Source organism: Streptomyces sp. NPDC005181 (genome assembly GCF_040608395.1).
In the GTDB taxonomy this organism is placed as follows: domain Bacteria; phylum Actinomycetota; class Actinomycetes; order Streptomycetales; family Streptomycetaceae; genus Streptomyces.
This window is the reverse complement of record NZ_JBEXID010000039.1, coordinates 1-23,205: the sequence shown is the minus strand read 5'-3', so window position 1 is coordinate 23,205 and position 23,205 is coordinate 1. Positions and strand designations below refer to the sequence as shown.

20 protein-coding genes and 3 pseudogenes are annotated in these 23,205 nt (G+C 69.8%); 2 read left to right on the top strand and 21 right to left on the bottom strand.

The genetic code is table 11. From position 1 onward, the window contains the following. Window positions 1-19: 19 nt before the first annotated feature. The 12 genes from coaBC to pyrR all read right to left on the bottom strand — a co-directional run bounded on the left by coaBC (window position 20) and on the right by pyrR (window position 12,970). Window positions 20-1,222: a bifunctional phosphopantothenoylcysteine decarboxylase/phosphopantothenate--cysteine ligase CoaBC gene (coaBC, locus tag ABZV38_RS23730; protein WP_356329967.1), complete on the bottom strand. Its 1,203-nt coding sequence runs from the start codon at window positions 1,220-1,222 to the stop codon at window positions 20-22. 145 nt (window positions 1,223-1,367) lie between these two features. Further along, window positions 1,368-1,640 (bottom strand): DNA-directed RNA polymerase subunit omega, encoded by a 273-nt coding sequence (gene rpoZ / locus ABZV38_RS23725; protein WP_003970369.1) that lies wholly within the window; start codon window positions 1,638-1,640, stop codon window positions 1,368-1,370. An 84-nt stretch (window positions 1,641-1,724) separates the two neighbouring features. Further along, entirely contained in the window at window positions 1,725-2,342 is a 618-nt protein-coding gene (gene gmk, locus ABZV38_RS23720; protein WP_356329965.1) for a guanylate kinase, read from the bottom strand. A gap of 38 nt (window positions 2,343-2,380) precedes the next feature. Continuing rightward, window positions 2,381-2,704, bottom strand: coding sequence for an integration host factor (locus ABZV38_RS23715; RefSeq protein WP_014157387.1), 324 nt, complete (start codon window positions 2,702-2,704; stop codon window positions 2,381-2,383). Window positions 2,705-2,949: 245 nt separating this feature from the next. After that, window positions 2,950-3,789 (bottom strand): orotidine-5'-phosphate decarboxylase, encoded by an 840-nt coding sequence (pyrF, locus tag ABZV38_RS23710; RefSeq protein WP_356329963.1) that lies wholly within the window; start codon window positions 3,787-3,789, stop codon window positions 2,950-2,952. Beyond that, on the bottom strand, window positions 3,786-4,895 hold the full coding sequence (locus ABZV38_RS23705; RefSeq protein WP_356329961.1) for a quinone-dependent dihydroorotate dehydrogenase: 1,110 nt from the start codon (window positions 4,893-4,895) through the stop codon (window positions 3,786-3,788). Before ABZV38_RS23705 ends, pyrF begins: the two co-directional genes overlap by 4 nt. A 65-nt stretch (window positions 4,896-4,960) precedes the next feature. Then, on the bottom strand, window positions 4,961-8,269 hold the full coding sequence (gene carB / locus ABZV38_RS23700; protein ID WP_356329959.1) for a carbamoyl-phosphate synthase large subunit: 3,309 nt from the start codon (window positions 8,267-8,269) through the stop codon (window positions 4,961-4,963). After that, entirely contained in the window at window positions 8,262-9,404 is a 1,143-nt protein-coding gene (carA, locus tag ABZV38_RS23695) for a glutamine-hydrolyzing carbamoyl-phosphate synthase small subunit (protein WP_356329957.1), read from the bottom strand. The genes carB and carA overlap by 8 nt, the downstream gene beginning before the upstream one ends. Next, complete coding sequence (locus tag ABZV38_RS23690; protein WP_356329956.1) at window positions 9,401-9,982, bottom strand: hypothetical protein; 582 nt, start codon at window positions 9,980-9,982, stop codon at window positions 9,401-9,403. Before ABZV38_RS23690 ends, carA begins: the two co-directional genes overlap by 4 nt. Further along, window positions 9,979-11,265, bottom strand: coding sequence for a dihydroorotase (locus tag ABZV38_RS23685; RefSeq protein ID WP_356329954.1), 1,287 nt, complete (start codon window positions 11,263-11,265; stop codon window positions 9,979-9,981). The genes ABZV38_RS23690 and ABZV38_RS23685 overlap by 4 nt, the downstream gene beginning before the upstream one ends. 2 nt (window positions 11,266-11,267) lie before the next feature. Continuing rightward, on the bottom strand, window positions 11,268-12,293 hold the full coding sequence (locus ABZV38_RS23680; protein ID WP_356329952.1) for an aspartate carbamoyltransferase catalytic subunit: 1,026 nt from the start codon (window positions 12,291-12,293) through the stop codon (window positions 11,268-11,270). 92 nt (window positions 12,294-12,385) lie between these two features. Continuing rightward, window positions 12,386-12,970, bottom strand: a complete 585-nt coding sequence (gene pyrR, locus ABZV38_RS23675; protein WP_356329950.1) for a bifunctional pyr operon transcriptional regulator/uracil phosphoribosyltransferase PyrR — start codon at window positions 12,968-12,970, stop codon at window positions 12,386-12,388. Window positions 12,971-13,166: 196 nt separating this feature from the next. Here pyrR and bldD point away from each other — a divergent pair, with 196 nt between their 5' ends. Then, entirely contained in the window at window positions 13,167-13,667 is a 501-nt protein-coding gene (gene bldD, locus ABZV38_RS23670; RefSeq protein ID WP_014157378.1) for a transcriptional regulator BldD, read from the top strand. A 655-nt stretch (window positions 13,668-14,322) separates the two neighbouring features. On the opposite strand, the gene nusB is transcribed toward bldD, so the two are convergent. The 8 genes and pseudogenes from nusB to ABZV38_RS23630 all read right to left on the bottom strand — a co-directional run. Further along, entirely contained in the window at window positions 14,323-14,754 is a 432-nt protein-coding gene (gene nusB, locus ABZV38_RS23665) for a transcription antitermination factor NusB (protein ID WP_356329948.1), read from the bottom strand. Between the two features lie 2 nt (window positions 14,755-14,756). Then, window positions 14,757-15,323 carry an elongation factor P gene (gene efp / locus ABZV38_RS23660; protein ID WP_030918902.1) on the bottom strand — a complete coding sequence of 189 codons (567 nt, stop codon included), beginning with the start codon at window positions 15,321-15,323 and terminating at the stop codon, window positions 14,757-14,759. Between the two features lie 49 nt (window positions 15,324-15,372). Beyond that, on the bottom strand, window positions 15,373-16,479 hold the full coding sequence (locus ABZV38_RS23655; protein WP_356329946.1) for an aminopeptidase P family protein: 1,107 nt from the start codon (window positions 16,477-16,479) through the stop codon (window positions 15,373-15,375). Window positions 16,480-16,593: 114 nt separating this feature from the next. Next, window positions 16,594-17,415 carry a Pro-rich N-terminal domain-containing protein gene (locus ABZV38_RS23650; RefSeq protein WP_356329944.1) on the bottom strand — a complete coding sequence of 274 codons (822 nt, stop codon included), beginning with the start codon at window positions 17,413-17,415 and terminating at the stop codon, window positions 16,594-16,596. A gap of 138 nt (window positions 17,416-17,553) precedes the next feature. After that, the gene (gene aroQ / locus ABZV38_RS23645) at window positions 17,554-17,994 is read right to left on the bottom strand and encodes a type II 3-dehydroquinate dehydratase (RefSeq protein WP_329200464.1); all 441 of its coding nucleotides are present in this window, start codon (window positions 17,992-17,994) and stop codon (window positions 17,554-17,556) included. Beyond that, on the bottom strand, window positions 17,991-19,637 hold the full coding sequence (gene aroB, locus ABZV38_RS23640) for a 3-dehydroquinate synthase (protein WP_356329941.1): 1,647 nt from the start codon (window positions 19,635-19,637) through the stop codon (window positions 17,991-17,993). The genes aroQ and aroB overlap by 4 nt, the downstream gene beginning before the upstream one ends. Further along, window positions 19,634-20,818 (bottom strand): chorismate synthase, encoded by a 1,185-nt coding sequence (aroC, locus tag ABZV38_RS23635; protein ID WP_356329940.1) that lies wholly within the window; start codon window positions 20,816-20,818, stop codon window positions 19,634-19,636. Before aroC ends, aroB begins: the two co-directional genes overlap by 4 nt. A gap of 450 nt (window positions 20,819-21,268) precedes the next feature. Further along, window positions 21,269-21,553, bottom strand: a pseudogene (locus ABZV38_RS23630) (chorismate synthase); the annotation flags it as partial. Window positions 21,554-21,613: 60 nt separating this feature from the next. Between ABZV38_RS23630 and ABZV38_RS23625 the strand changes: the two are divergent. Beyond that, window positions 21,614-22,447, top strand: a pseudogene (locus ABZV38_RS23625) (transposase); the annotation flags it as partial. Between the two features lie 545 nt (window positions 22,448-22,992). Here ABZV38_RS23625 and ABZV38_RS23620 read toward each other — a convergent pair. Next, window positions 22,993-23,205: pseudogene (locus ABZV38_RS23620) on the bottom strand (IS982 family transposase); the annotation flags it as partial.

Below are 23,205 nucleotides of genomic sequence, written 5' to 3'. Positions count from 1 at the left end.
GAGGGGCAGAACGAGGAATTCACACGAGACGCGCCGACACAAGATCCCAGACCGTGTCGGCGAGCCCTTCCTTGGGACCATACGGCACGGGGGTCTCGCCGCCGTCGGCCGCGAGCACCACCGCTTCGTTCTCCTCGGAGCCGAAGGTCTTGCGCTCCCCCACCTCATTGACGACGAGGAGATCGCAGCCCTTGCGGCGGAGCTTCTCCCGGCCGTTGGCGAGGACGTTGTCGGTCTCGGCGGCGAAACCTACGACGACCTGGTCCGGTGTGGCCCGATCGGCGGAGACCTCGGCAAGGATGTCGGGATTGCGTACGAGCGTGATCGGGGCGGGCTCCTGGCCGTCCTTCTTCTTGATCTTCCCCTGGGCGTACTCGGCCGGACGGAAGTCGGCGACCGCGGCCGCCATCACCACGACATCGGCGTCGGCCGCGGCCTTCAGCACGGCTTCGCGCAGCTGCACCGCGGTACCGACACGGACGACATCGGCGCCGGACGGGTCGGGCAGCCCGGTGTTGGCCTCGATGAGGGTGACGCGGGCGCCGCGGGCGACGGCGGTGCGGGCGAGCGCGTACCCCTGCTTGCCGGAGGAGCGGTTGCCGAGGTAGCGGACCGGGTCGAGCGGCTCCCGGGTACCGCCCGCGCTGATCACCACGTGGCGGCCCGCCAGATCGGGTTCGACGGGCCCGCGGGCCAGCACCCGGCGGCAGACCTCGAAGATCTCGCCGGGGTCGGGCAGCCGGCCCTTGCCGGTGTCGACGCCGGTGAGCCGGCCGACGGCGGGCTCGATGACGACGGCGCCGCGCCGGCGGAGCGTGGCGACGTTCTCCCGGGTGGCGGGGTGCTCCCACATCTCGGTGTGCATGGCGGGCGCGAAAACCACCGGACAGCGGGCGGTGAGCAGCGTATTGGTGAGGAGGTCGTCGGCGAGGCCGTGGGCAGCCTTGGCCAGCATGTCGGCGGTGGCGGGGGCGACCACGACGAGGTCGGCGCCCTGACCGATACGCACGTGCGGCACCTCGTGGACGTCGTTCCACACCTCGGTCGACACGGGGTGGCCGGAGAGCGCGGACCAGGTCGCCGCGCCCACGAAGTTCAGCGCCGACCCGGTCGGGACGACCCGTACGTCATGACCGGACTCGGTCAGCCGGCGCAGCAGCTCACACGCCTTGTAGGCGGCGATGCCCCCGCTGACCCCCAGAACGACCTTCGGCTTCTCCACTGCATCTCCCCGCACTCGGGTACGTACTCGGGATACGTACACCCCCATGCTGCCTCACGGCGTCCGAGCGGCTCCCACGGCCCCGGACACACCACAGGCCCGGCGGTGCTGACCGCCGGGCCTGTGGTGAAGGTGCATTTCCTGCTTACTGCGCGGGGCCCTCGATGGCCTCGGAGGTCAGCAGGCCCGCGTTGATCTCGCGGAGCGCGATCGACAGCGGCTTCTCGTGCACGTGGGTGTCGACGAGCGGACCGACGTACTCGAGGAGGCCCTCGCCGAGCTGCGAGTAGTACGCGTTGATCTGGCGCGCGCGCTTGGCGGCGTAGATCACAAGGCTGTACTTCGAGTCGGTGGCCTCGAGGAGCTCATCAATCGGCGGGTTGATGATGCCCTCGGGCGTGGTGATGGAAGAGGACACTCTCTGCCTTCCGAAGGGGGTAAAAATCAAAGAGATCTTTGACAGTGCGGGGTTCCGCCGGGGTGGCGATCCGGGTCGGCTGCGTCAGTCGCTGCTCTCACGGCGGGCGGAAGCCTGCAGCATCAAGGCTAGCAGCTCACGTGCTACGTCCTCGACGGAGGTGTTGACCAGCGTTGCATCGAACTCGGATTCGGCGGCGAGTTCGACCTTGGCGGCCGCGAGCCGTCGCTCGATGACCTCCGGCGCCTCGGTCCCGCGGCCGGTGAGCCGGCGCACCAGCTCGTCCCAGCTGGGCGGGGCGAGGAAGACCAGCCGCGCGTCGGGCATCGACTGGCGGACGAGTCGCGCCCCCTGGAGATCGATCTCCAGGAGGACCGGTTCGCCCGCCTCCAGGCGTTCGAGCACGGCCCGGCGCGGTGTGCCGTAGCGGTTGCCGGCGAACTCGGCCCACTCAAGCAGCTCGCCGTTGGCGATCAGCTTGTCGAACTCGTCGTTGTCCACGAAAAAGTAGTGGACACCGTTGCGCTCGCCGGGGCGCGGCCTGCGTGTCGTCGCCGACACCGAGAGCCAGACCTCGGGGTGGACCTTGCGCATATGGGCGACGACCGTGCTCTTGCCGACCCCGGAGGGGCCGGAGAGCACGGTCAGCCGCGGACGTACGTCCGGGGGTACGGGGGGCGTCCCCCGGGATGTTGCAGCCATGGAGCGATTATCCCCGTTCTCAGGGGTGCCTGAGAACGTCAGGCGGCAGAGCCGCCGAACTCTCGCTCCAGGGAAGCAATCTGGTTGGAGCCGAGACCCCGGACCCGGCGGCTCTCGGAGATCCCGAGTCGCTCCATGATCTGCTTGGCGCGGACCTTGCCCACGCCGGGCAGGGACTCGAGAAGGGCGGAGACCTTCATCTTGCCGATGACGTCGTTCTCCTGGCCCTGCTTGATGACCTCGTGGAGGGAGGCGCCGGAGTGCTTGAGTCGATTCTTGACCTCGGCCCGCTCCCGGCGAGCCGCGGCGGCCTTTTCGAGCGCGGCTGCGCGCTGTTCAGGGGTAAGGGGCGGAAGAGCCACGCCTACGTCACCTCGGATGTCGATCTGTCGGATACGGACCGGTGAGGAGGCCAGTCGCCTCCACACCTGGTGAGCAACGAACAACCTGTGCACGTTGGCTCTCGACGGAGACTAGCGGCCAAGGCCGCTCGAGTCAGCGAGAACAGACGAAAAGTCCTGGTCAGCCTTGGCCGACCGGGACATTTCAGTCATAACTACCGAGTTTTTTGGTCAGGATTCCGCCAACACGCTGTTACGTGGCATCGTCAGCTCGCCGGGACGGCCTCGCGGACCTCGTCCGTGAGCCGATCGGCGGCTTCGCGCAGCCCTGACGCGCCGGGTCCGTGGCGCAGCACGCCCCGGCTCACGCTCGGCAGCACATTGCCCACCGCGGCGCCGAACACGCCCGGCAAATCGGCGGGGGTGGCGCCCTGCGCACCGATGCCGGGGGCCAGCAGCGGTCCGTTGACCGCCAGATTCACCCCCGCGTCGCCGAGTGTGGCGCCGATCACCGCACCGACCGAGCCGAGTGGCGTGGCGCCCTCGTTCTCGGCGGCCACGTGGTCGAGCATCAGCTGGGCCAGCGACCGGCCGTCGGCGGCGGTGGCGCGCTGCACCTCGGCGCCCTCCGGGTTGGAGGTGAGGCCGAGGACGAAGACCCCCGCACCGGAGAGGACGGCCGCGTCGAGCGCCGGACGCAGCGAACCGAAGCCGAGGTACGGCGAGACGGTGAGCGCGTCGGAGAAGAGCGGCGAGCCCTTGTCCAGGTACGTCGCTGCGTAGGCGCCCATGGTGGAGCCGATGTCGCCGCGCTTGGCGTCCATCAGGACGAGCGCACCGGCCGCGCGCGCCTCTTCGACGGCTTTCTCCAGGACGGCGATGCCGCGCGAGCCGAACCGCTCGAAGAACGCGGACTGCGGCTTGAGGACGGCGACCCGGTCGGCCAGCGCCTCGACGACGGTACGGGTGAACCGCTCCAGGCCCGCGATGTCGTCGTTCAGGCCCCAGGCGGTGAGCAGCGAGGCGTGCGGGTCGATGCCGACGCACAGCGGCCCGCGGGTGTCCATGGCGCGGCGCAGCCGCGCGCCGAAGGGTTCAGGGGTCACTTCATGACCTTCCGGGTCTCGGCGCCGACGGCCTCGGCGAGGGTGGCGTACGGGGAGGCGGCGAGGCGCGCGGCCAGGCCCTTGTGGATCGCGCGGGCGTAGAACGGGCCCTCGTAGATGAAGGCGCTGTAGCCCTGGACGAGGGTGGCGCCGGCGAGGATGCGCTGCCAGGCGTCCTCGGCCGTCTCGATGCCGCCGACGCCCACGAGGGTGATCTCGTCGCCGACGCGCGCGTAGAGCCGCTGCAGGACCTCCAGGGAGCGCGCCTTGAGGGGCGCTCCGGAGAGTCCGCCGGTCTCCTTGACCAGCGACAGCGAGGACTTCAGCCCGAGGCCGTCGCGGGCGATGGTGGTGTTGGTGGCGATGATGCCGTCCAGGCCCAGCTCGACCGCGAGATCGGCGACGGCGTCGACGTCCTCGCCCGCGAGATCGGGGGCGATCTTGACGAGGAGCGGGACCCGGCGGTCGGTGACGGTCCGGTCGGCCGCCTCGCGCACGGCGGTGAGCAGCGGGCGCAGGACCTCGGTGGCCTGGAGGTTGCGCAGGCCGGGCGTGTTGGGCGAGGAGACGTTGACGACGAGGTAGTCGGCGTGGCGGGCGAGCCGCTCGGTCGACTTCACGTAGTCGCCGACGGCTTCTGCCTCCGGCACGACCTTGGTCTTGCCGATGTTGACGCCCACCGTGGTCCGGAAGACCGGGTTACGGGTGGCCAGGCGCTCGGCCACGGCCGCGGAGCCCTCGTTGTTGAAGCCCATGCGGTTGATCAGCGCGCGGTCCGCCACGAGGCGGAAGAGGCGTTTCTTGGGGTTGCCCGGCTGCGGCTCGCCGGTGACCGTACCGATCTCGATGTGGTCGAAGCCGAGCATCGACATGCCGTCGATCGCGACGGCGTTCTTGTCGAAGCCTGCGGCGAGACCGAACGGGCCGTGCATCCGCAGGCCGAGGGCCTCGGTACGCAGCTCCTTGTAGCGGGGGGCGAGCGCCGCTGCGACGAACGTACGCAGCACGGGGATGCGGGCCGCGAGGCGGATCCACCGGAAGGCCAGGTAGTGGGCCTGCTCCGGGTCCATCCGCTTGAAGACCAGCTGGAAGAAGAACTTGTACATCGGGGTGTCCTCGGTGTCCTCACAGAGAGGGGGACACCGTTTCCGGTGTCCCCCTGCTGGGCCTGCTAGTCGCGCGCCGCGGTCAGATGTTCCGCGTGTTCCTGGAGGGAACGTACGCCGACGTCTCCGTGGTTGAGTGCGTCGATGCCCTGGACGGCGGCGGCGAGCGCCTGGACCGTCGTGAGGCACGGCACGGACCGGGCGACGGCCGCGGTACGGATCTCGTAGCCGTCGAGCCGGCCGCCCGTTCCGTACGGCGTGTTGACGATCAGGTCGACCTCGCCGTCGTGGATGAGCTGGACGATGGTCCTCTCGCCCTGCGGTCCGACGCCCTCGGACTGCTTGCGCACGACCGTGGCGTGGATGCCGTTGCGCTTGAGCACCTCGGCGGTGCCGGAGGTGGCCAGCAGCTCGAAGCCGTGGGCGACCAGCTCGCGTGCCGGGAAGATCATCGAGCGCTTGTCGCGGTTGGCGACGGAGATGAACGCGCGGCCCTTGGTGGGCAGCGGGCCGTACGCGCCGGCCTGTGACTTGGCGTACGCCGTGCCGAAGACCGAGTCGATGCCCATGACCTCACCGGTGGAGCGCATCTCCGGGCCGAGGACGGTGTCGACACCTCGGCCGTGGATGTCGCGGAACCGCGACCACGGCATGACGGCCTCCTTGACGGAGATCGGTGCGTCGAGCGGCAGGGTGCCGCCGTCGCCGTTCTTCGGCAGCAGACCCTCCTCGCGCAGCTCGGCGACGGTCGCGCCCAGCGAGATGCGGGCGGCGGCCTTGGCGAGCGGGACCGCGGTCGCCTTCGAGGTGAAGGGGACGGTGCGCGAGGCGCGCGGGTTGGCCTCCAGGACGTACAGGATGTCGCCGGAGAGCGCGAACTGAATGTTGATCAGTCCGCGCACGCCGACGCCCTTGGCGATGCCCTCGGTGGAGGCCCGAAGCCGCTTGATGTCGTAGCCGCCGAGGGTGATCGGGGGCAGCGCGCAGGCGGAGTCGCCGGAGTGGATGCCGGCCTCCTCGATGTGCTCCATGACGCCGCCGAGGTAGAGCTCGGTGCCGTCGTAGAGCGCGTCGACGTCGATCTCGATGGCGTCGTCGAGGAAGCGGTCGACCAGGACCGGCCGGGTGGGGCTGATCTCGGTGGACTCGGAGATGTACGAGGAGAGCCGCGTCTCGTCGTACACGATCTCCATGCCGCGGCCGCCGAGCACGTACGACGGGCGTACGAGGACGGGGTAGCCGATCTCGTCGGCGATGGCCTTGGCCTCTGCGAAGGTGGTGGCGGTGCCGTGCTTCGGGGCCGGGAGTCCGGCCTCCGCCAGGACGCGGCCGAAGGCGCCGCGGTCCTCGGCGGCGTGGATCGCCTCCGGGGAGGTGCCGACGATCGGCACACCGTTGTCCTTGAGCGCCTGCGACAGGCCCAGCGGGGTCTGGCCGCCGAGCTGGACGATGACACCGGCGATCGGACCCGCGAGGGACTCGGCGTGCACGATCTCCAGTACGTCCTCGAGCGTCAGCGGCTCGAAGTACAGGCGGTCGGAGGTGTCGTAGTCGGTGGAGACCGTCTCCGGGTTGCAGTTGACCATCACGGTCTCGTAGCCGGCGTCGCTCAGGGCGAAGGAGGCGTGGACGCAGGAGTAGTCGAACTCGATGCCCTGACCGATGCGGTTGGGGCCGGAACCGAGGATGATCACCGCGGGCTTGGTGCGGGTCGCGACCTCGCTCTCCTCGTCGTACGAGGAGTAGAAGTACGGCGTGTTCGCGGCGAACTCGGCGGCGCAGGTGTCGACCGTCTTGTAGACCGGGCGGATGCCGAGCGCGTGCCGCACCTCGCGGACGACGTCCTCGCGCAGATCGCGGATCTCGGCGATCTGGGCGTCGGAGAAGCCGTGTCGCTTGGCCTCGGCGAGCAGCTCGGGGTCGAGCTTGTCGGCGGCGGCCAGCTCGTCGGCGATCTCCTTGATCAGGAACAGCTGGTCGACGAACCAGGGGTCGATCTTCGTGGCGTCGAAGACCTCTTCCTGGGTGGCGCCGGCCCGGATCGCCTGCATGACGGTGTTGATACGGCCGTCGGTCGGCCGGACCGCCTCGGCGAGCAGCTCGGCCTTGTCGCCGGTCTCACCGGTGAAGGTGAACTGCGAGCCCTTCTTCTCCAGGGAGCGCAGCGCCTTCTGCAGCGCCTCGGTGAAGTTGCGTCCGATCGCCATGGCCTCGCCCACCGACTTCATGGTGGTGGTGAGGGTGGAGTCGGCGGACGGGAACTTCTCGAAGGCGAACCGCGGGGCTTTGACCACGACATAGTCGAGCGTCGGCTCGAAGGAGGCCGGGGTCTTCTCGGTGATGTCGTTGGGGATCTCGTCGAGCGTGTAGCCGACAGCCAGCTTGGCGGCGATCTTGGCGATCGGGAAGCCGGTGGCCTTCGACGCCAGCGCCGAGGAGCGGGAGACGCGCGGGTTCATCTCGATCACGATGACGCGGCCGTCGGCCGGGTCGATGGCGAACTGGATGTTGCAGCCGCCGGTGTCGACGCCGACCTCGCGGATGATCTCGATGCCGATGTCGCGCAGCCGCTGGTACTCGCGGTCGGTGAGCGTCATCGCCGGGGCGACGGTGATCGAGTCACCCGTGTGGACGCCCATCGGGTCGAAGTTCTCGATGGAGCAGACGACCACGACGTTGTCGTGCTTGTCGCGCATCAGTTCCAGCTCGTACTCCTTCCAGCCGAGGATGGACTCCTCAAGGAGCACCTCGGTGGTCGGGGAGAGAGTGAGGCCCTGACCGGCGATCCGGCGCAGCTCCTCCTCGTTGTGCGCGAAGCCGGAGCCGGCGCCGCCCATGGTGAAGGAGGGGCGGACGACGACGGGGTAGCCGCCGAGCGTCTCGACGCCCCCCAGGACGTCCTCCATCGAGTGGCAGATGACCGAACGAGCGGACTCGCCGTGGCCGATCTTGGCGTTGACGGCTTCGACGACGCCCTTGAAGAGGTCGCGGTCCTCGCCCTTGTTGATGGCCTCGACGTTGGCGCCGATGAGCTCGACGCCGTACTTCTCCAGGACACCCTTCTCGTGCATGGAGATCGCGGTGTTGAGCGCGGTCTGGCCGCCCAGCGTCGGGAGCAGCGCGTCGGGGCGCTCCTTGGCGATGATCTTCTCGACGAACTCCGGGGTGATCGGCTCGACGTACGTGGCGTCGGCGATCTCCGGGTCGGTCATGATCGTCGCCGGGTTGGAGTTCACCAGGATGACGCGCAGGCCCTCGGCCTTGAGGACGCGGCAGGCCTGGGTGCCGGAGTAGTCGAACTCGGCGGCCTGTCCGATGACGATCGGGCCGGAGCCGATGACCAGGACGGACTGGATATCGGAGCGCTTAGGCACGCTGGCCCTCCATCAGGGATACGAAACGGTCGAAGAGGTACGCGGCGTCGTGCGGGCCCGCGGCCGCCTCGGGGTGGTACTGGACGCTGAAGGCCGGCTGGTCGAGGAGGTGCAGCCCCTCGACGACCTGGTCGTTCAGGCAGACGTGGGAGACCTCGGCGCGGCCGAACTTCGTGTCGGACACCTTGTCCAGCGGGGCGTCGACGGCGAAGCCGTGGTTGTGCGCGGTGACCTCGACCTTGCCAGTCGTGCGGTCCTGCACCGGCTGGTTGATGCCACGGTGGCCGTACTTCAGCTTGTAGGTGCCGAAGCCGAGGGCGCGGCCCAGGATCTGGTTGCCGAAGCAGATACCGAAGAGCGGCGTCTTCCGCTCCAGCACGCCCTGCATGACGGAGACCGGGTGGTCGGCGGTGGCCGGGTCGCCGGGCCCGTTGGAGAAGAAGACTCCGTCGGGCTCGACCGCGTAGACCTCGTCGAGGGTGGCGGTGGCGGGCAGGACGTGCACCTCGATGCCGCGCTCGGCCATCCGGTGCGGGGTCATGCCCTTGATGCCGAGGTCGATCGCGGCGACGGTGAACTTCTTGGTGCCGATCGCGGGGACGACGTACGTCTCCTTGGTCGCGACCTCGGCGGAGAGGTCGGCGCCCACCATCTCGGGGGCTTCCTTGACGCGGGCCAGCAGCGTGGCCTCGTCGGCCACGGCGTCACCGGAGAAGATGCCGACGCGCATGGCGCCGCGCTCGCGCAGGTGGCGGGTGAGGGCGCGGGTGTCGATGCCGCTGATGCCGACGACGCCCTGGCGCTCCAGCTCCTCGTCGAGCGAGCGCTGCGAGCGCCAGTTGGAGGGCAGCCGCGCGGGGTCGCGCACCACGTATCCGGCGACCCAGATCTGCCCCGACTCGGGGTCCTCGTCGTTCACACCGGTGTTGCCGACGTGCGGGGCGGTCATCACGACGACCTGGCGGTGGTACGACGGATCGGTCAGCGTCTCCTGGTAGCCCGTCATGCCGGTGGAGAACACCGCCTCGCCGAAGGTCTCCCCCACGGCCCCATAGGCGCGGCCGCGGAAGGCGCGGCCGTCCTCCAGGACGAGTACGGCGGGAACCCTGGCGGCTCCCCGGGTGGAGGTCGTCATCGCGCGATGCCTTCCGTAGTGCTGTCGGTGAGGTGGTGGATGGCGTCGACCCAGGCCGGGTGTTCGGCCGAGTGGTCGGAGCGGAAGCCGGAGTCGATCAGCTTGTCGCCGAGCGCCCAGGTGATGATCAGCAGGCCGCCCTCGGGGAGGACCTTGCCCGCGATGCCCTTGTCGAGCCGGGCGTCACGCAGCTGCGCGGCCGGGACGAAGAAGTCGGCCGCTCCGGGGCGGACGACGTCGAGGCCCTGCTCGGTCAGCGTGAGCTCGACGCGGCTGCGGGTGCCGAGGCCGTGGGCGACGATCCGGTCGAGCCACTGACCGGCGGTCGTCGAGGCGTGGTAGCGGCCGGTCATCGTCAGCAGGGGCGGCTGTGCCGCGTACCCGTCCGGCGTGGCGGGCAGCTCCGGCAGGTCGGACTGCAGGCTTCCCCGCCACTTCCATCCCTGGCGCATCAGCCAGTAGACGAAGGCGATGAAGACGATGAGTCCGATCACCCAGCTGATGCGGGCGGACAGGTCGGTCACGTCCGCCGACTTCTGCTCGGCGGCCAGCTGGTACAAGGGGGTGAGTGATGTCACGCGAGCTTCCCGTCGACGACCGTGGCACGGCCCCGCAGGAACGTGTGGGTGACGCGACCCGGCAGCTCGCGCCCCTCGTACGGGGTGTTGCGGCTGCGGGAGGCGAAGCCCGCGGGGTCCACGACTCCACGGTATGCCGGATCGACCAGCGTGAGGTTGGCAGGCTCACCGGCCGAGACGGGACGGCCGTGGCCCTCCAGGCGGCCGATGGCCGCGGGGCGGAAGGACATCCGGTCCGCGACGCCCGCCCAGTCGAGCAGACCGGTCTCGACCATCGTCTGCTGGACGACGGAGAGCGCGGTCTCCAGGCCCACCATGCCCATGGCGGCCGCGGCCCACTCGCAGTCCTTGTCCTCGTGCGGGTGCGGGGCGTGGTCCGTGGCCACGCAGTCGATCGTGCCGTCGGCGAGCGCCTCGCGCAGGGCCAGCACGTCGGCCTCGGTGCGCAGCGGCGGGTTCACCTTGTAGACCGGGTTGTACGACCGTACGAGCTCGTCGGTGAGGAGCAGGTGGTGCGGGGTGACCTCGGCGGTGACGTTCCAACCCTTGGACTTGGCCCAGCGGACGATCTCGACGGAGCCGGCGGTCGACAGGTGGCAGATGTGCACCCGGGAGCTGACGTGGGCGGCGAGGAGGACATCGCGGGCGATGATCGACTCCTCGGCGACGGCGGGCCAGCCGCCGAGGCCGAGCTCGGCGGAGACGATGCCCTCGTTCATCTGGGCGCCCTCGGTGAGGCGGGGCTCCTGGGCGTGCTGGGCGACGACACCGTCGAACGCCTTCACGTACTCCAGCGCGCGCCGCATGATCACAGCGTCGTCGACGCACTTGCCGTCGTCGGAGAAGACCTTCACTCCGGCGGCCGAATCGTGCATGGCGCCGAGTTCGGCGAGGTGTTTGCCCTCCAGGCCGACGGTGACGGCGCCGATCGGCTGCACGTCGCAGTAGCCGGATTCCCTGCCGAGCCGCCAGACCTGCTCGACCACGCCGGCGGTGTCGGCGACCGGGAAGGTGTTGGCCATGGCGTGCACGGCGGTGAAGCCACCGACTGCCGCGGCCTTGGTGCCGGTGAGGACGGTCTCGGAGTCCTCGCGGCCGGGCTCGCGCAGATGGGTGTGGAGGTCGACCAGCCCGGGGAGCAGAATCTGCCCCACGGCCTCGACCACCACGGCGTCACCGGCATCGATACCGGTACCGACCCGTGCAATGGTCTCGCCGTCGATCAGGACGTCCTGGGCCTCGCCACCGAGGACCTTCGCGCCGCGGATCAGAATCTGGCTCATGGTTACTTGCTCTCCTCGGGATCGGCAGGGCGCGCAGCGCTTCGGTCAAGGGTGGCGGCGGGCGACGGGTGGGAAGGGGTGGCGGGCTCGGAGCCGCCCAGCAGCAGATACAGGACCGCCATACGGATCGAGACGCCGTTGGCGACCTGCTCGACGACCGTGCACCGGTCGGAGTCGGCGACCTCGGCGGTGATCTCCATGCCGCGGACCATCGGGCCGGGGTGCATGACGATGGCGTGCTCGGGCATCCTCGCCATGCGCTCGCCGTTCAAGCCGTAGCGGCGGGAGTACTCGCGCTCGGTCGGGAAGTACGCAGCGTTCATCCGTTCACGCTGCACACGCAGCATCATCACCGCGTCGGACTTCGACAGCACCTCGTCGAGGCTGTAGCTGACGTCGCACGGCCACTGCTCGACACCGACCGGGACGAGGGTCGGCGGGGCCACCAGTGTGACGTGGGCGCCGAGGGTGTGCAGCAGGTGGACGTTGGAGCGGGCGACCCGGCTGTGCAGGATGTCGCCGACGATCGTGATCCTGCGTCCTTCCAGGTCCCGGCCGAGCCCGGCATCGGCCCCGACCAGCCTGCGGCGCATGGTGAAGGCGTCCAGGAGCGCCTGGGTGGGGTGCTCGTGTGTGCCGTCACCGGCGTTGACGACGGCGCCGTCGATCCAGCCGGACGTGGCGAGGCGGTACGGGGCACCGGAGGCACCGTGCCGGATGACGACGGCGTCCGCGCCCATCGCCTCCAGGGTCAGCGCGGTGTCCTTGAGCGACTCGCCCTTGGAGACGGACGAGCCCTTCGCGGAGAAGTTGATGACATCGGCGGAGAGGCGCTTGGCGGCGGCCTCGAAGGAGATGCGGGTACGCGTCGAGTCCTCGAAGAAGAGGTTGACGACGGTGCGGCCGCGCAGGGTAGGGAGCTTCTTGATCGGCCGGTCTGCGACGCGGGCCATTTCCTCGGCGGTGTCGAGGATCAGCACGGCGTCGTCGCGGGTGAGGTCGGCGGCCGAGATGAGGTGACGCTTCATCTGGGTGTTCTCCGGGGTGACTGGAGGGTTCAGGCATACGGGCGTGCGGAAGCATGCGTACGGCCGGACGTCGGCCGTACGGGTGAGAGCAGCTACTGCGCGCCCGCCGGGGCGGTCTGCTGGACACCGAGCAGCACGGCGTCGCGGCCGTCCTCCTCGGCGAGCTGGACCTTGACCGTCTCCCGCAGCGACGTGGGGAGGTTCTTGCCGACGTAATCGGCACGGATCGGAAGTTCGCGGTGGCCGCGGTCGACGAGGACCGCGAGTTGCACCGCGCGGGGACGGCCGATGTCGCCGAGCGCGTCGAGCGCGGCGCGGATCGTACGGCCGGAGAAGAGCACATCGTCGACCAGGACGACCAGTCGGCCCTCGATGCCCTCGCCGGGGATCTCGGTGCGGGCCAGGGCGCGCGCAGGGCGCAGCCGCAGGTCGTCGCGGTACATGGTGATGTCGAGGGAGCCGACCGGCGCCTTCCGGCCCGTGATCTCTTCGAGCTTGTCGGCCAGCCGACGGGCGAGGAAGACGCCCCGTGTCGGGATGCCGAGCAGCACCACATCGTCTGCGCCCTTGGCGCGTTCGACGATTTCGTGGGCGATTCGGGTCAGTACTCGGGCGATGTCGGGAGCCTCAAGAACGGGGCGTGCCGCATTGCCGGTGGCTTCGTGCTGTGCGTCCATAAGAAACGGACCTCCTTCTCCGCCTCACTGGACGGACCTTAAAGGACGTCGAAATTTGCGTCATCAACGTTACCAGGCCTTACACGGGCCTTGGTCACAACCCCGGGAGGTGCCGGTGCGGACCATTCGGCTTGACGCATCCAAGTAACGCTGCGTAACCTCACAGTGAGTTACCAGACTTCGTCCGGGGAGCCTTATGTCCAGCGAATACGCAAAACAGCTCGGGGCCAAGCTCCGTGCCATCCGCACCCAGCAGGGCCTCTCCCTCCATGGCGTGGAGGAGAAGTCCCAGGGCCGCTGGAAGGCCGTCGTGGTCGGTTCGTACGAGCGCGGCGACCGTGCCGTGACCGTACAGCGTCTCGCCGAGCTGGCGGACTTCTACGGTGTCCCGGTGCAGGAGCTTCTGCCCGGCACGACGCCCGGTGGGGCCGCCGAGCCGCCGCCCAAGCTTGTCCTGGACCTGGAGCGCCTCGCCCACGTCCCGCCGGAGAAGGCCGGACCGCTGCAGCGCTATGCGGCGACGATCCAGAGCCAGCGCGGCGACTACAACGGCAAGGTGCTCTCGATCCGCCAGGACGACCTGCGCACGCTGGCCGTGATCTACGACCAGTCGCCGTCCGTGCTCACGGAGCAGCTGATCAGCTGGGGCGTCCTGGACGCGGACGCGCGCCGCGCGGTCGCCCACGACGAGGGCTGACATGCGGGCGGGGCTGAATCCCCTGCCAGCAGAAACGTACCGCCGGGTTGCCGGGTGTCTTTTGGGCCCCCGGCGGTGCGGCGTTTTTGCTGCCCGGGTCCGGGGAGGGGGTCCGTCCTCAATCGCCGGACGGGCTTGACTGTGCACCCGGCAAGCGGGTGCGGGGCCGCCTCTGCCCGGTGGTGGGGTGGGCGGTGCCCCACCGGGGCGTCTCCTCGGAACTGGCGCGGAAACCGGCAGCGCGAGCGAACCCGGCACGTGCGCCGGCCCCTGCGGGTACTCCCCTGCACGGCCCCACCCATGCATCACTCGGCCTGACCCCCGGCAGACCGAATCGCCGCAGCCGCGCGACGGCCCGTCCGGGGCCGTGCAGGGGAGTCCCCGCAAGGCGATGAACAAAGACCCGGGCTCCCCGCGTACCCGCGGAACGTTCGTCGCCCGAGGAGACGCCCCGGAGGGGCCCCGGACCACCCACTACCGGGCCGAGGCGACGGCGCGCGGGGACCAGCGCACAGATCAAGCCCGTCCGGCGATTGAGGACAAGGACGCCCACCCCGGACCTGGGCACCGCACCCCGCCCCGCGCAGGAGTCGCACGCCGAAGGGCCCACGGTCGCACGACCGTGGGCCCTTCGTGGGCTGAACGCCGCCAGAAGCTACGACTCCCGGCGAAGGTTCGGCTTGAGGTCCTTGAAGCGGGCCAGCAGCCCGTTCACGAAGGACGGGGACTCATCCGTGGAGAACTCCTTGGCGAGCTGGACCGCCTCATCGATCACCACCGCGTCCGGCGTCCCGTCCACCCAGATCAGCTCGTACGCACCGAGCCGCAGGATGTTCCGGTCGACGACCGGCATGCGGTCGATCTCCCAGTCCACGGCGTAGGTGATGATGAGATCGTCGATCCGGTCGGCGTACTGCGCGTACCCCTCGACGAGCTCCATCGTGTACTCGGTGACCGGCGGCTGACGGGTGTCGGACCGCGAGAGCCGCACCCAGTCCGCGAGGACCGTCTGCACGGACTCACCGCGCTGGTCGGCCTCGAAGAGGATCTGGAAGGCTCGCTTGCGGGCCGTGTTCCGAGCAGCCACGGTTAGCTGTTCACCCGGCCGAGGTAGTCGCCCGTGCGGGTGTCGACCTTGATCTTCTCACCCGTGGTGATGAAGAGCGGGACGCCGATCTCGTAACCGGTCTCCAGCGTGGCGGGCTTGGTGCCGCCGGTGGAGCGGTCGCCCTGGACGCCCGGGTCGGTGTGCTGGATGGTCAGCTCGACGGCGGCCGGCAGCTCCACGTAGAGCACCTCGCCCTCGTGCTGGGCGACGGAGGCGGTGAAGCCCTCGATCAGGAAGTTGGCGGCGTCGCCGACAGCCTTGCGGTCGACCATGAGCTGGTCGTACGTGTCCATGTCCATGAAGACGAAGTACTCGCCGTCCATGTACGAGAACTGCATGTCGCGGCGGTCAATGGTGGCCGTCTCGACCTTCACGCCGGCGTTGAACGTCTTGTCGACGACCTTGCCGGACAGCACGTTCTTGAGCTTGGTGCGCACGAAGGCCGGGCCCTTGCCAGGCTTGACGTGCTGGAACTCGACGACGGACCAGAGCTGGCCTCCGTCGAGCTTGAGCACCAGGCCGTTCTTGAGGTCGTTCGTGGAAGCCACGGTTGCGGAATCTCCTGGACTGAAGCTGGTGGACAACCAAGGATGCGCGCTAGAGCGCGAGCAGCTCCTTGGTCGTAATGGTGAGTAGCTCGGGTCCGCCGTCCGCCTCGGGGCGCACGACGAGCGTGTCATCGATCCGGACCCCGCCCCGGCCCGGGAGGTGGACCCCCGGTTCGACGGTGACCGGCACACAAGCGTCCAGTTTACCCATGGCTGCCGGTGCCAGCTGCGGGTCCTCGTCGATTTCGAGCCCCACCCCGTGTCCGGTCCAGGGTGCGAGGCCGTCACCGTGGCCCGCGGAGTCCAGGAGATGACGGGCCGCGCGGTCGACATCGCGGTACGCGGTGCCGGGCACCAGGGCCTCGCGTCCGGCCCGCTGAGCGGCGAAAACCAGCTCGTACAGGTCGATCTGCCAGGCGGCCGGCGCGGTCCCGATGACAAACGTACGACCGATCTCGCACCGGTAGCCGCGATAGTTCGCGCCGAGGCAGACAGAGAGGAAATCTCCCTCCTCGACCCGTCGGTCGGAGGGCCGGTGACGGCCCTGGCCGGAGTTGGGGCCCGTGGCGACGGAGGTCGAGAAGGCGGGCCCGTCGGCGCCGTGGTCCACCAGCCGCCGTTCCAGTTCCAGCGCGAGATGCCGCTCGGTCCGGCCGACGAGGATCGATTCGAGGAGTTCGCCGAGCGCCTGGTCGGTGATCTCGGCGGCGATCCGCAGGCAGGCGATCTCTTCCTCGTCCTTGACGATGCGCAGCTGCTCGACCGTGGCGCCGAGGTCGGCCAGCCGGAGCCGCGGGGCGACCGCGCGCATCGCCCGATGGCGGGCGACCGTCAGATCGTGCTCCTCGACGGCGAGCGATTCCGCACCGGAGGAAATGGCCAGGTCAGCGGCTGCGACCACCGGATCGCCGTCGGTGGCGGGCAGCAGGGCCAGCCGCAGCTCGTCGTCGGTGCGCCCCTGGGCGGGATCGCCGGTCAGCGCGCGGGGGCAGAGAAGGACGTCCTCGTCGGGGCCGAGCAGCAGTACGGCACCCGGGGGCGCTCCGCCCGCTAGATAGCGGACGTTGGCGGGGCGGGAGACGAGAGCGGCCGCGGATCCGACGGCGGCGCACCGGTCCCGCAGCAGCGCGCGGCGGACGGTGTACACCTCTGACATGCCACGAGCCTACGAGCGGGAGCGCCGGGCTGCCCGGTCAGCGCATCCGACCGGGGGCGGCAGCAGGCCGGGGCCGTGCTCAGGCATGCGGAGCCGGGACCCGCCGCCGGGCCGTCACCATGCGGGCGGGCTGGCAATGGAGCGGGCGAGTATGTCGTCGAGGACGCGGGCCGTGGTCTCCACGTCGTAGGTCGAGTTGTCGATGATCGGCAGCCCCGAGCCGTACCAGCCCGCCATCCTGCCGTGGATCCGGGCGACCTCCTCGTCCGACAGGCGGCGGTTGCCGCTGCGGGCGGCGTTGCGCTCCAGCACGATCTCCAGGCCGGGCAGGAGCACCACGGGCAGCAGACCCGGGCCCACATGGCGCTTCCAGCCGCCGAGGCCCACGACCGGGCGGTCGGGGAAGACCGCATCGTCGAGGATGCAGGAGATGCCGTTGGCCAGGAAATTGCGGGCGGCGAAGCCGCAGGTACGGCGGGCCAGTCGGTACTGGGCCTCCGAGTGGTCGTTCCACCCGGCCTGCGGGTCGGCGAAGCCGGAGCAGACCCATTCGCGGACGTCGTCGAGGCTGACGTGCGCCGTGGGGACCCGACGGCGGCTGGCCCACAGCTTGGCCACGGTGGTCTTGCCCGCGCCCGCGGGACCGATCAGGAGGACGGCGAGCGTGGCCGTGCCGGTGCCGGGCTCAGCGGGTGGTGCGGGCAGCGGGACGGGGCCGCCGGGCGGCAGCTGGATGTGCCCGGTGGTCTCCCGGGAGACGGGCGCGGGGGCATGGTGCGGGGCGGGTCCGGTCCAGCCCTGGCCCTGGGGTGCGGGAGGGTTCGGCGCCCCCGGCGGACCGGGATGTCCGGGGTGCTGGGCCTGGTGCGTCCAGCCGGCGGGTCCGTTTCCGGATCCTTGGGGCGGCGGCAGCGGGGCCCCCACTGCGTGCTGCATCCGGTGCCACTCCGTCTCGTACAGGCAACTGGCGCTGGTGGAACGGCAACCGTACCGTCCCCGGCCGCCACAGAGACAACGGCCGGGGCCGGTACGCAGTGCCCCGTCGGCCGGTGGGCCGTCCGGTGCGCCGGTCTGTCAGTCCGTCAGTTCGTCCGCGAGGGCGCGGAGCGCGAGCCGGTAGGAGCCGATGCCGAATCCCGCCACGGTCCCCGTGGCCACCGGTGCGACCACGGAGTTGTGGCGGAATTCCTCCCGTGCGTACGGGTTCGAAATGTGCACCTCGATCAGCGGGGCGGTGCGCTGGGCGGCCGCATCCCGCATCCCGTACGAGTAGTGGGTGAACGCGCCCGGGTTGAGAACGACCGGAATTGAACCGTCCGCTGCCTCGTGCAGCCAGCGGATCAGCTCACCCTCGTCGTTGGTCTCCCGGACGTCGACGTCGAAACCGAGCTCCTTGCCGAGCGCCCGGCAGGTCTCGACGAGTCCGGCGTACGACGTCGCTCCGTACACATCGGGCTCGCGGGATCCGAGCCGGCCGAGGTTCGGCCCGTTGAGCACGAAGACCCTGCGGGTCACGCCGACACCTCCCCGAACGCGGCGAGCAGCACGGCCGGGTCGGGGCCCTCCAGGACGGTGGGCTTGCCCAGACCGTCGAGGACGATGAAGCGGAGCAGGTCGCCGCGGGACTTCTTGTCGACCTTCATGTTCTCGAGCAGCTTGGGCCACTGGTCGCCGCGGTAGGTGAGCGGCAGCCCGACGGACTCCAGGACCGTGCGGTGCCGGTCTGCGGTGGCGTCGTCGAGGCGGCCGGCCAGCCGGCCGAGCTCGGCGGCGAAGACCATCCCGATGGAGACGGCTGCGCCGTGGCGCCACTTGTAGCGCTCGTTCTTCTCGATGGCGTGGCCGAGGGTGTGACCGTAGTTGAGGATCTCGCGCAGACCGGACTCCTTGAGGTCGCTGGAGACGACCTCGGCCTTGACCCGGATGGAGCGCTCGATCAGCTCTGCGGTGTGCGGTCCAGCGGGTGTACGGGCACCTTCCGGATCGGACTCGATCAGGTCGAGGATCGCGGGGTCGGCGATGAAACCGGCCTTGATGATCTCCGCCATGCCACTGACGTAATCGTGCACGGGCAGCGAGTCGAGGGAGGCGAGGTCGCAGAGCACCCCGGCCGGCGGGTGGAAGGCGCCGACGAGGTTCTTGCCCTCGGCGGTGTTGATGCCGGTCTTACCGCCGACGGCCGCGTCGACCATGGCGAGCACGGTTGTCGGAACGGCGATCCAGCGCACCCCCCGCAGCCAGGTAGCCGCGACGAACCCGGCCACATCGGTGGTGGCGCCGCCGCCGACACCGACGATCACGTCGGTGCGGGTGAAACCGGTCTGGCCGAGCGCCTTCCAGCAGTACGCCGCGACCTCGACGGTCTTGGCCTCCTCCGCGTTCGGCAGCTGGATCGCGACGGCCTCGTATCCCTGGTCGGCGAGGTCCTGACGGATCGCCTCGCCGGTCTCGGCGAGCGCCTCGGGGTGCAGGACCGCGACCCGCCGGGCGCGGTCGCCGAGGAGCGACGGCAGCTCGCCGAGCAACTGCCGGCCGATCAGCACCTCGTACGGATCGGTGCCCGCACTGCCGGCGATCTGGATGCGCGTGGGTCCCTGGTCCGTCATGTGTGTGTTCTCCCGGCCGGGCGCTGCGGGATCGTCCGCGCGCTCCGGCAGTTCCAGTGCGTCGAGGACCGCTTGGGCGACCTCTTCGGGGGTGCGCTCGTCGGTGGCGACGGTCGCCCGGGCCACCTCGGTGTACAGATGGCGGCGGGCGTCCATCAGCTCGCGCCACTGCCGACGCGGGTTGACGGCGAGCAGCGGGCGCGCGGTGTTCAGCCCGACCCGCTTGACGGCCTCTTCGACGTCCATCGAGAGGTAGACGACCGCCTGGTCGGCGAGCAGGGTGCGGGTCGTCTCGTCGAGCACGGCTCCGCCGCCGAGCGAGAGGACGCCCGTGTGCTCGGCGACGGCGGCGCGTACCGCCTCCCGCTCGAGCTCGCGGAAGTGCTCCTCGCCCTCGTCGTAGAAGATCTCCGAGATCGGCTTGCCCGCCGTGGCCACGACGTCCCCGTCGGTGTCCCGGTAGGTGGTGCCGAGCCGGTCGGCGAGGAGCTCACCGACCGTGGACTTGCCGACGCCCATCGGGCCGACGAGGACGATCAGCGGGCCGCTCATCGGATCTGGAGGTGGTCGAGGTACGACTGAACGTTGCGGTGGGTCTCGGGGACGCTGTCGCCGCCGAACTTCTCCGCGACGGCGTCGGCCAGGACCAGCGCGACCATCGCCTCGGCGACGATCCCGGCGGCCGGCACGGCACAGACATCGGAGCGCTGGTGGTGCGCCTTGGCGGGCTCACCGGTGACGACGTCGACGGTGGCCAGCGCGCGGGGCACGGTCGCGATGGGCTTCATCGCGGCGCGGACCCGCAGCAGTTCTCCGGTGGTCAGACCGCCCTCGGTGCCACCGGAACGGCCGGAGGCGCGCTTGATGCCGTCCTCGGTGACCAGGATCTCGTCGTGTGCCTTCGAGCCGGGGACCCGGGCCAGGTCGAAGCCGTCGCCGACCTCGACGCCCTTGATGGCCTGAATGCCCATGAGCGCCGCGGCGAGGCGGGCGTCGAGACGCCGGTCCCAGTGCACGTGCGAGCCGAGGCCGACCGGCACTCCGTACGCGAGCACCTCGACCACACCGCCGAGGGTGTCGCCGTCCTTGTGGGCCTGGTCGATCTCGGCGACCATTTCCTTGCTCGCGGCGGCGTCGAGGCAGCGCACGGGGTCGGCGTCGAGCTTCTCGACGTCGGCAGGCGTGGGGTAGACGCCGTAGGGCGCCTTGGCCGCGGCCAGTTCGACGACGTGGCTGACGATCTCGATGCCCGCGGTCTCCTTGAGGTACGACCGCGCGACGGCGCCGAGCGCCACCCGGGCCGCGGTCTCCCGGGCGCTGGCGCGCTCCAGGATCGGCCGGGCCTCGTCGAAGCCGTACTTCTGCATGCCCGCGAGGTCGGCGTGGCCGGGGCGGGGGCGGGTCAGCGGGGCGTTACGGGCCAGCTTGGCCAGTTCGTCGGGGTCGACCGGGTCGGCCGACATGACCTGCTCCCACTTGGGCCATTCGGTGTTGCCCACCATCACGGCGACCGGGGAGCCCATGGTGAGCCCGTGACGCACCCCGCCGAGGAACGTGACCTCGTCCTTCTCGAACTTCATGCGAGCGCCGCGGCCATAGCCGAGCCGCCGCCGGGCCAGTGCGTCCGCCACCATCTCCGTGGTGACCGGGACACCGGCGGGAAGACCCTCCAGCGTCGCCACCAGTGCGGGGCCGTGCGACTCCCCTGCGGTCAGCCAGCGCAACCTGCTCAACGGTGCTCCTCATGCTCGCGCCTGAAACTGCAACGGCGCGACCGGGTGCGCGGCCCTGGCCCGCCGCCTTTGATCCTCCCATGCCCGGAGCGGGGACCCGGCCGCGCGTCCGACTGACGGACCCGACCGGGTCAGGCCGTGCCGTCGTCCAGACGCCGCTGAGGGCGCGTCCGACACCAGATAGTCGGCCCCGCGGCCCTGCCCGTACTGCGCCGCCCCGTGGAGGGGCTCACCGGCGCGCACCGCCCGCCAGTAGGTGAGCTTGCGCTTCGTCTTTCACGGCCCAGGACCCGACAACTGCGAGCAGGAGGAGGGCGAGCACCGTGTACTACACCCAGTCAGGCAGAAACTGCAGGGCGATCTCGATGATCTCCCCCTTGCCGGATACCTGAAGCACACCCGTGGCCATGACCCGACTCCCCCTGCCGCCGGGCCGGCCGACATGACCTACTCCCATTTGCGCCACTCGGTGTTGCCGACCATGATCGCGACCGGGGAGCCCATAATTCAGACCGTGCCGGACCCGCCCAGGAAGCTGGCCTCGTCCTGCTCGAACTTCATGCGCACACCGATCCCATAGCCGAAGCGCCGCCGGGCCGGGTGATCCGTCATCATCTCCATGGTGATCGGCACGCCGACGGGAAGATCCTCCACGGTCGCGACAAGTGCGGGTCCGTGAAACTCTCCCACGGTCAGCCAGCGCCAGTCACGTTCAAGAAGACCTTCGGCTTTCACCCGCTTGCGGCCTGGTGCGCGGACACCGCCGAGTGCCTGGCGATGTAGCTACGGGGCGGCAACGCCGGCTCCAACACGGTCGCCGATCACCTGCGGGTCCTGGCCGCCGCGCTAGCCCAGATCCCGTACTCCAGCACGGCCAAGCTCCTGGTCCGCGTGGATGGGGCCGGGGCCACCCACGGCTTGCTGGAACACCTGGTCGCGCTCAACACCAAGCGGCGCACGGTGCGTTTCAGCGTCGGCTGGAAGATCACCGATGACGACGAGAAGGCGATCGCCCCGCTCCCCGAGAACGCCTGGGAGACCTCGCTCAAGCAGGACGGCACCCTCCAGGAGGGCTACTTCGTAGCCGAGCTGACCGGGCTGAACGCCCGGACGGGCTGGCCGAAGGACACCCGGCTGATCGTCCGCCGGGTCAGACCCTCGGGCCGGCAGCTGAAGAAGCTGACCGACTTCGAGAAGAAGACGGTCTGGCGCTACAGCATCACCGCGACGAACATCGGCCGGATGTGGGGTGTTCCCGGCTCTCATCAGCCGCAGTTCCTCGACGCCCTCCACCGTGATCACGCCGAGGTCGAAGACCGGGTGCGGACGAACAAGGCATTTGGCCTGCACAATCTCCCGTCCAGGGCCTGGGAGGTGAACCGCGGTTGGATGCTCACCGCGAACCTCGCCGCCGACCTGGACGCCTGGGTCCGCCTGCTGGGCCTGTATGACGTCGACGGCCTGGCGGACGCCGAGCCGGACATGATGCGCATGAATCTCTACCACCTGCCCGCCCCCCTCGCGCACCACGCCCGCAACCGCTGGCTCCGCATCGAGACGACATGGCCCTGGGCTGAAGCGTTCAGCACCTGCTGGCGCAGGCTCACCGAACTCCCGGCCCTCACCTGATGGCCGAGACCGCCCCGACGAAGACCAGAACGGAGGAGAACCGCACCACCTCGGGCCCGTGGAACCCGGCGCACCCGCAGCGCCACGCGCCGACCCGCCCCCGAACGGCGGGAGATATTACGGGCGAACCCGCCGCACCCATCAGCGACCGAACCCCACTCACGAATCGAGGCCAGGCGCGCAGAAAAGGAGGAAACGCCAAATCACCCCCCATCTTCCACAACAGTCCGCCACAATATTCACTCCCTGTCGTCCTCAGCGCCACAGCCCTATAAAGTGCACGAAAGTTCAAATCGAACACCCGATCCAAGGGGGGCGCGTGATTTTGAGGAACAAGATCATGCAGGCGGCTACCGCCTGTGCGATTTCACTGGTGAGCACCGTCATGCTAAGCAGTCCTGCTCAGGCATACGATTCCGCCAGCTGCGGAACCGAGCAAAGGAAAGAGTTTTCAACGCCGGGTGTAAATATAATTGTTTGGATAACGCCTTGCATTGAGCGGAGCGGCTCTTCTAGATGAATGAGTCCAAGGGGTGTGGTTGCGGTCAGTGATCGTAGGCGGTTAGTGATCGCTTGACGGGGTGCCCGGTCTTGTCGTTGTGCCAGATCGCCGCGGTTAACGCGAGGATGCGGAAGAGGACTCTGACGGTCACTCCGGCTGGGGTCTTACCGCCGTGTCGTTCCAGGTCGAGCTGCCCTTTGAAGGTCTGGTTGATGGACTCGATGACTTGCCGGAGTGGCTTGAACAGGTGTGCACC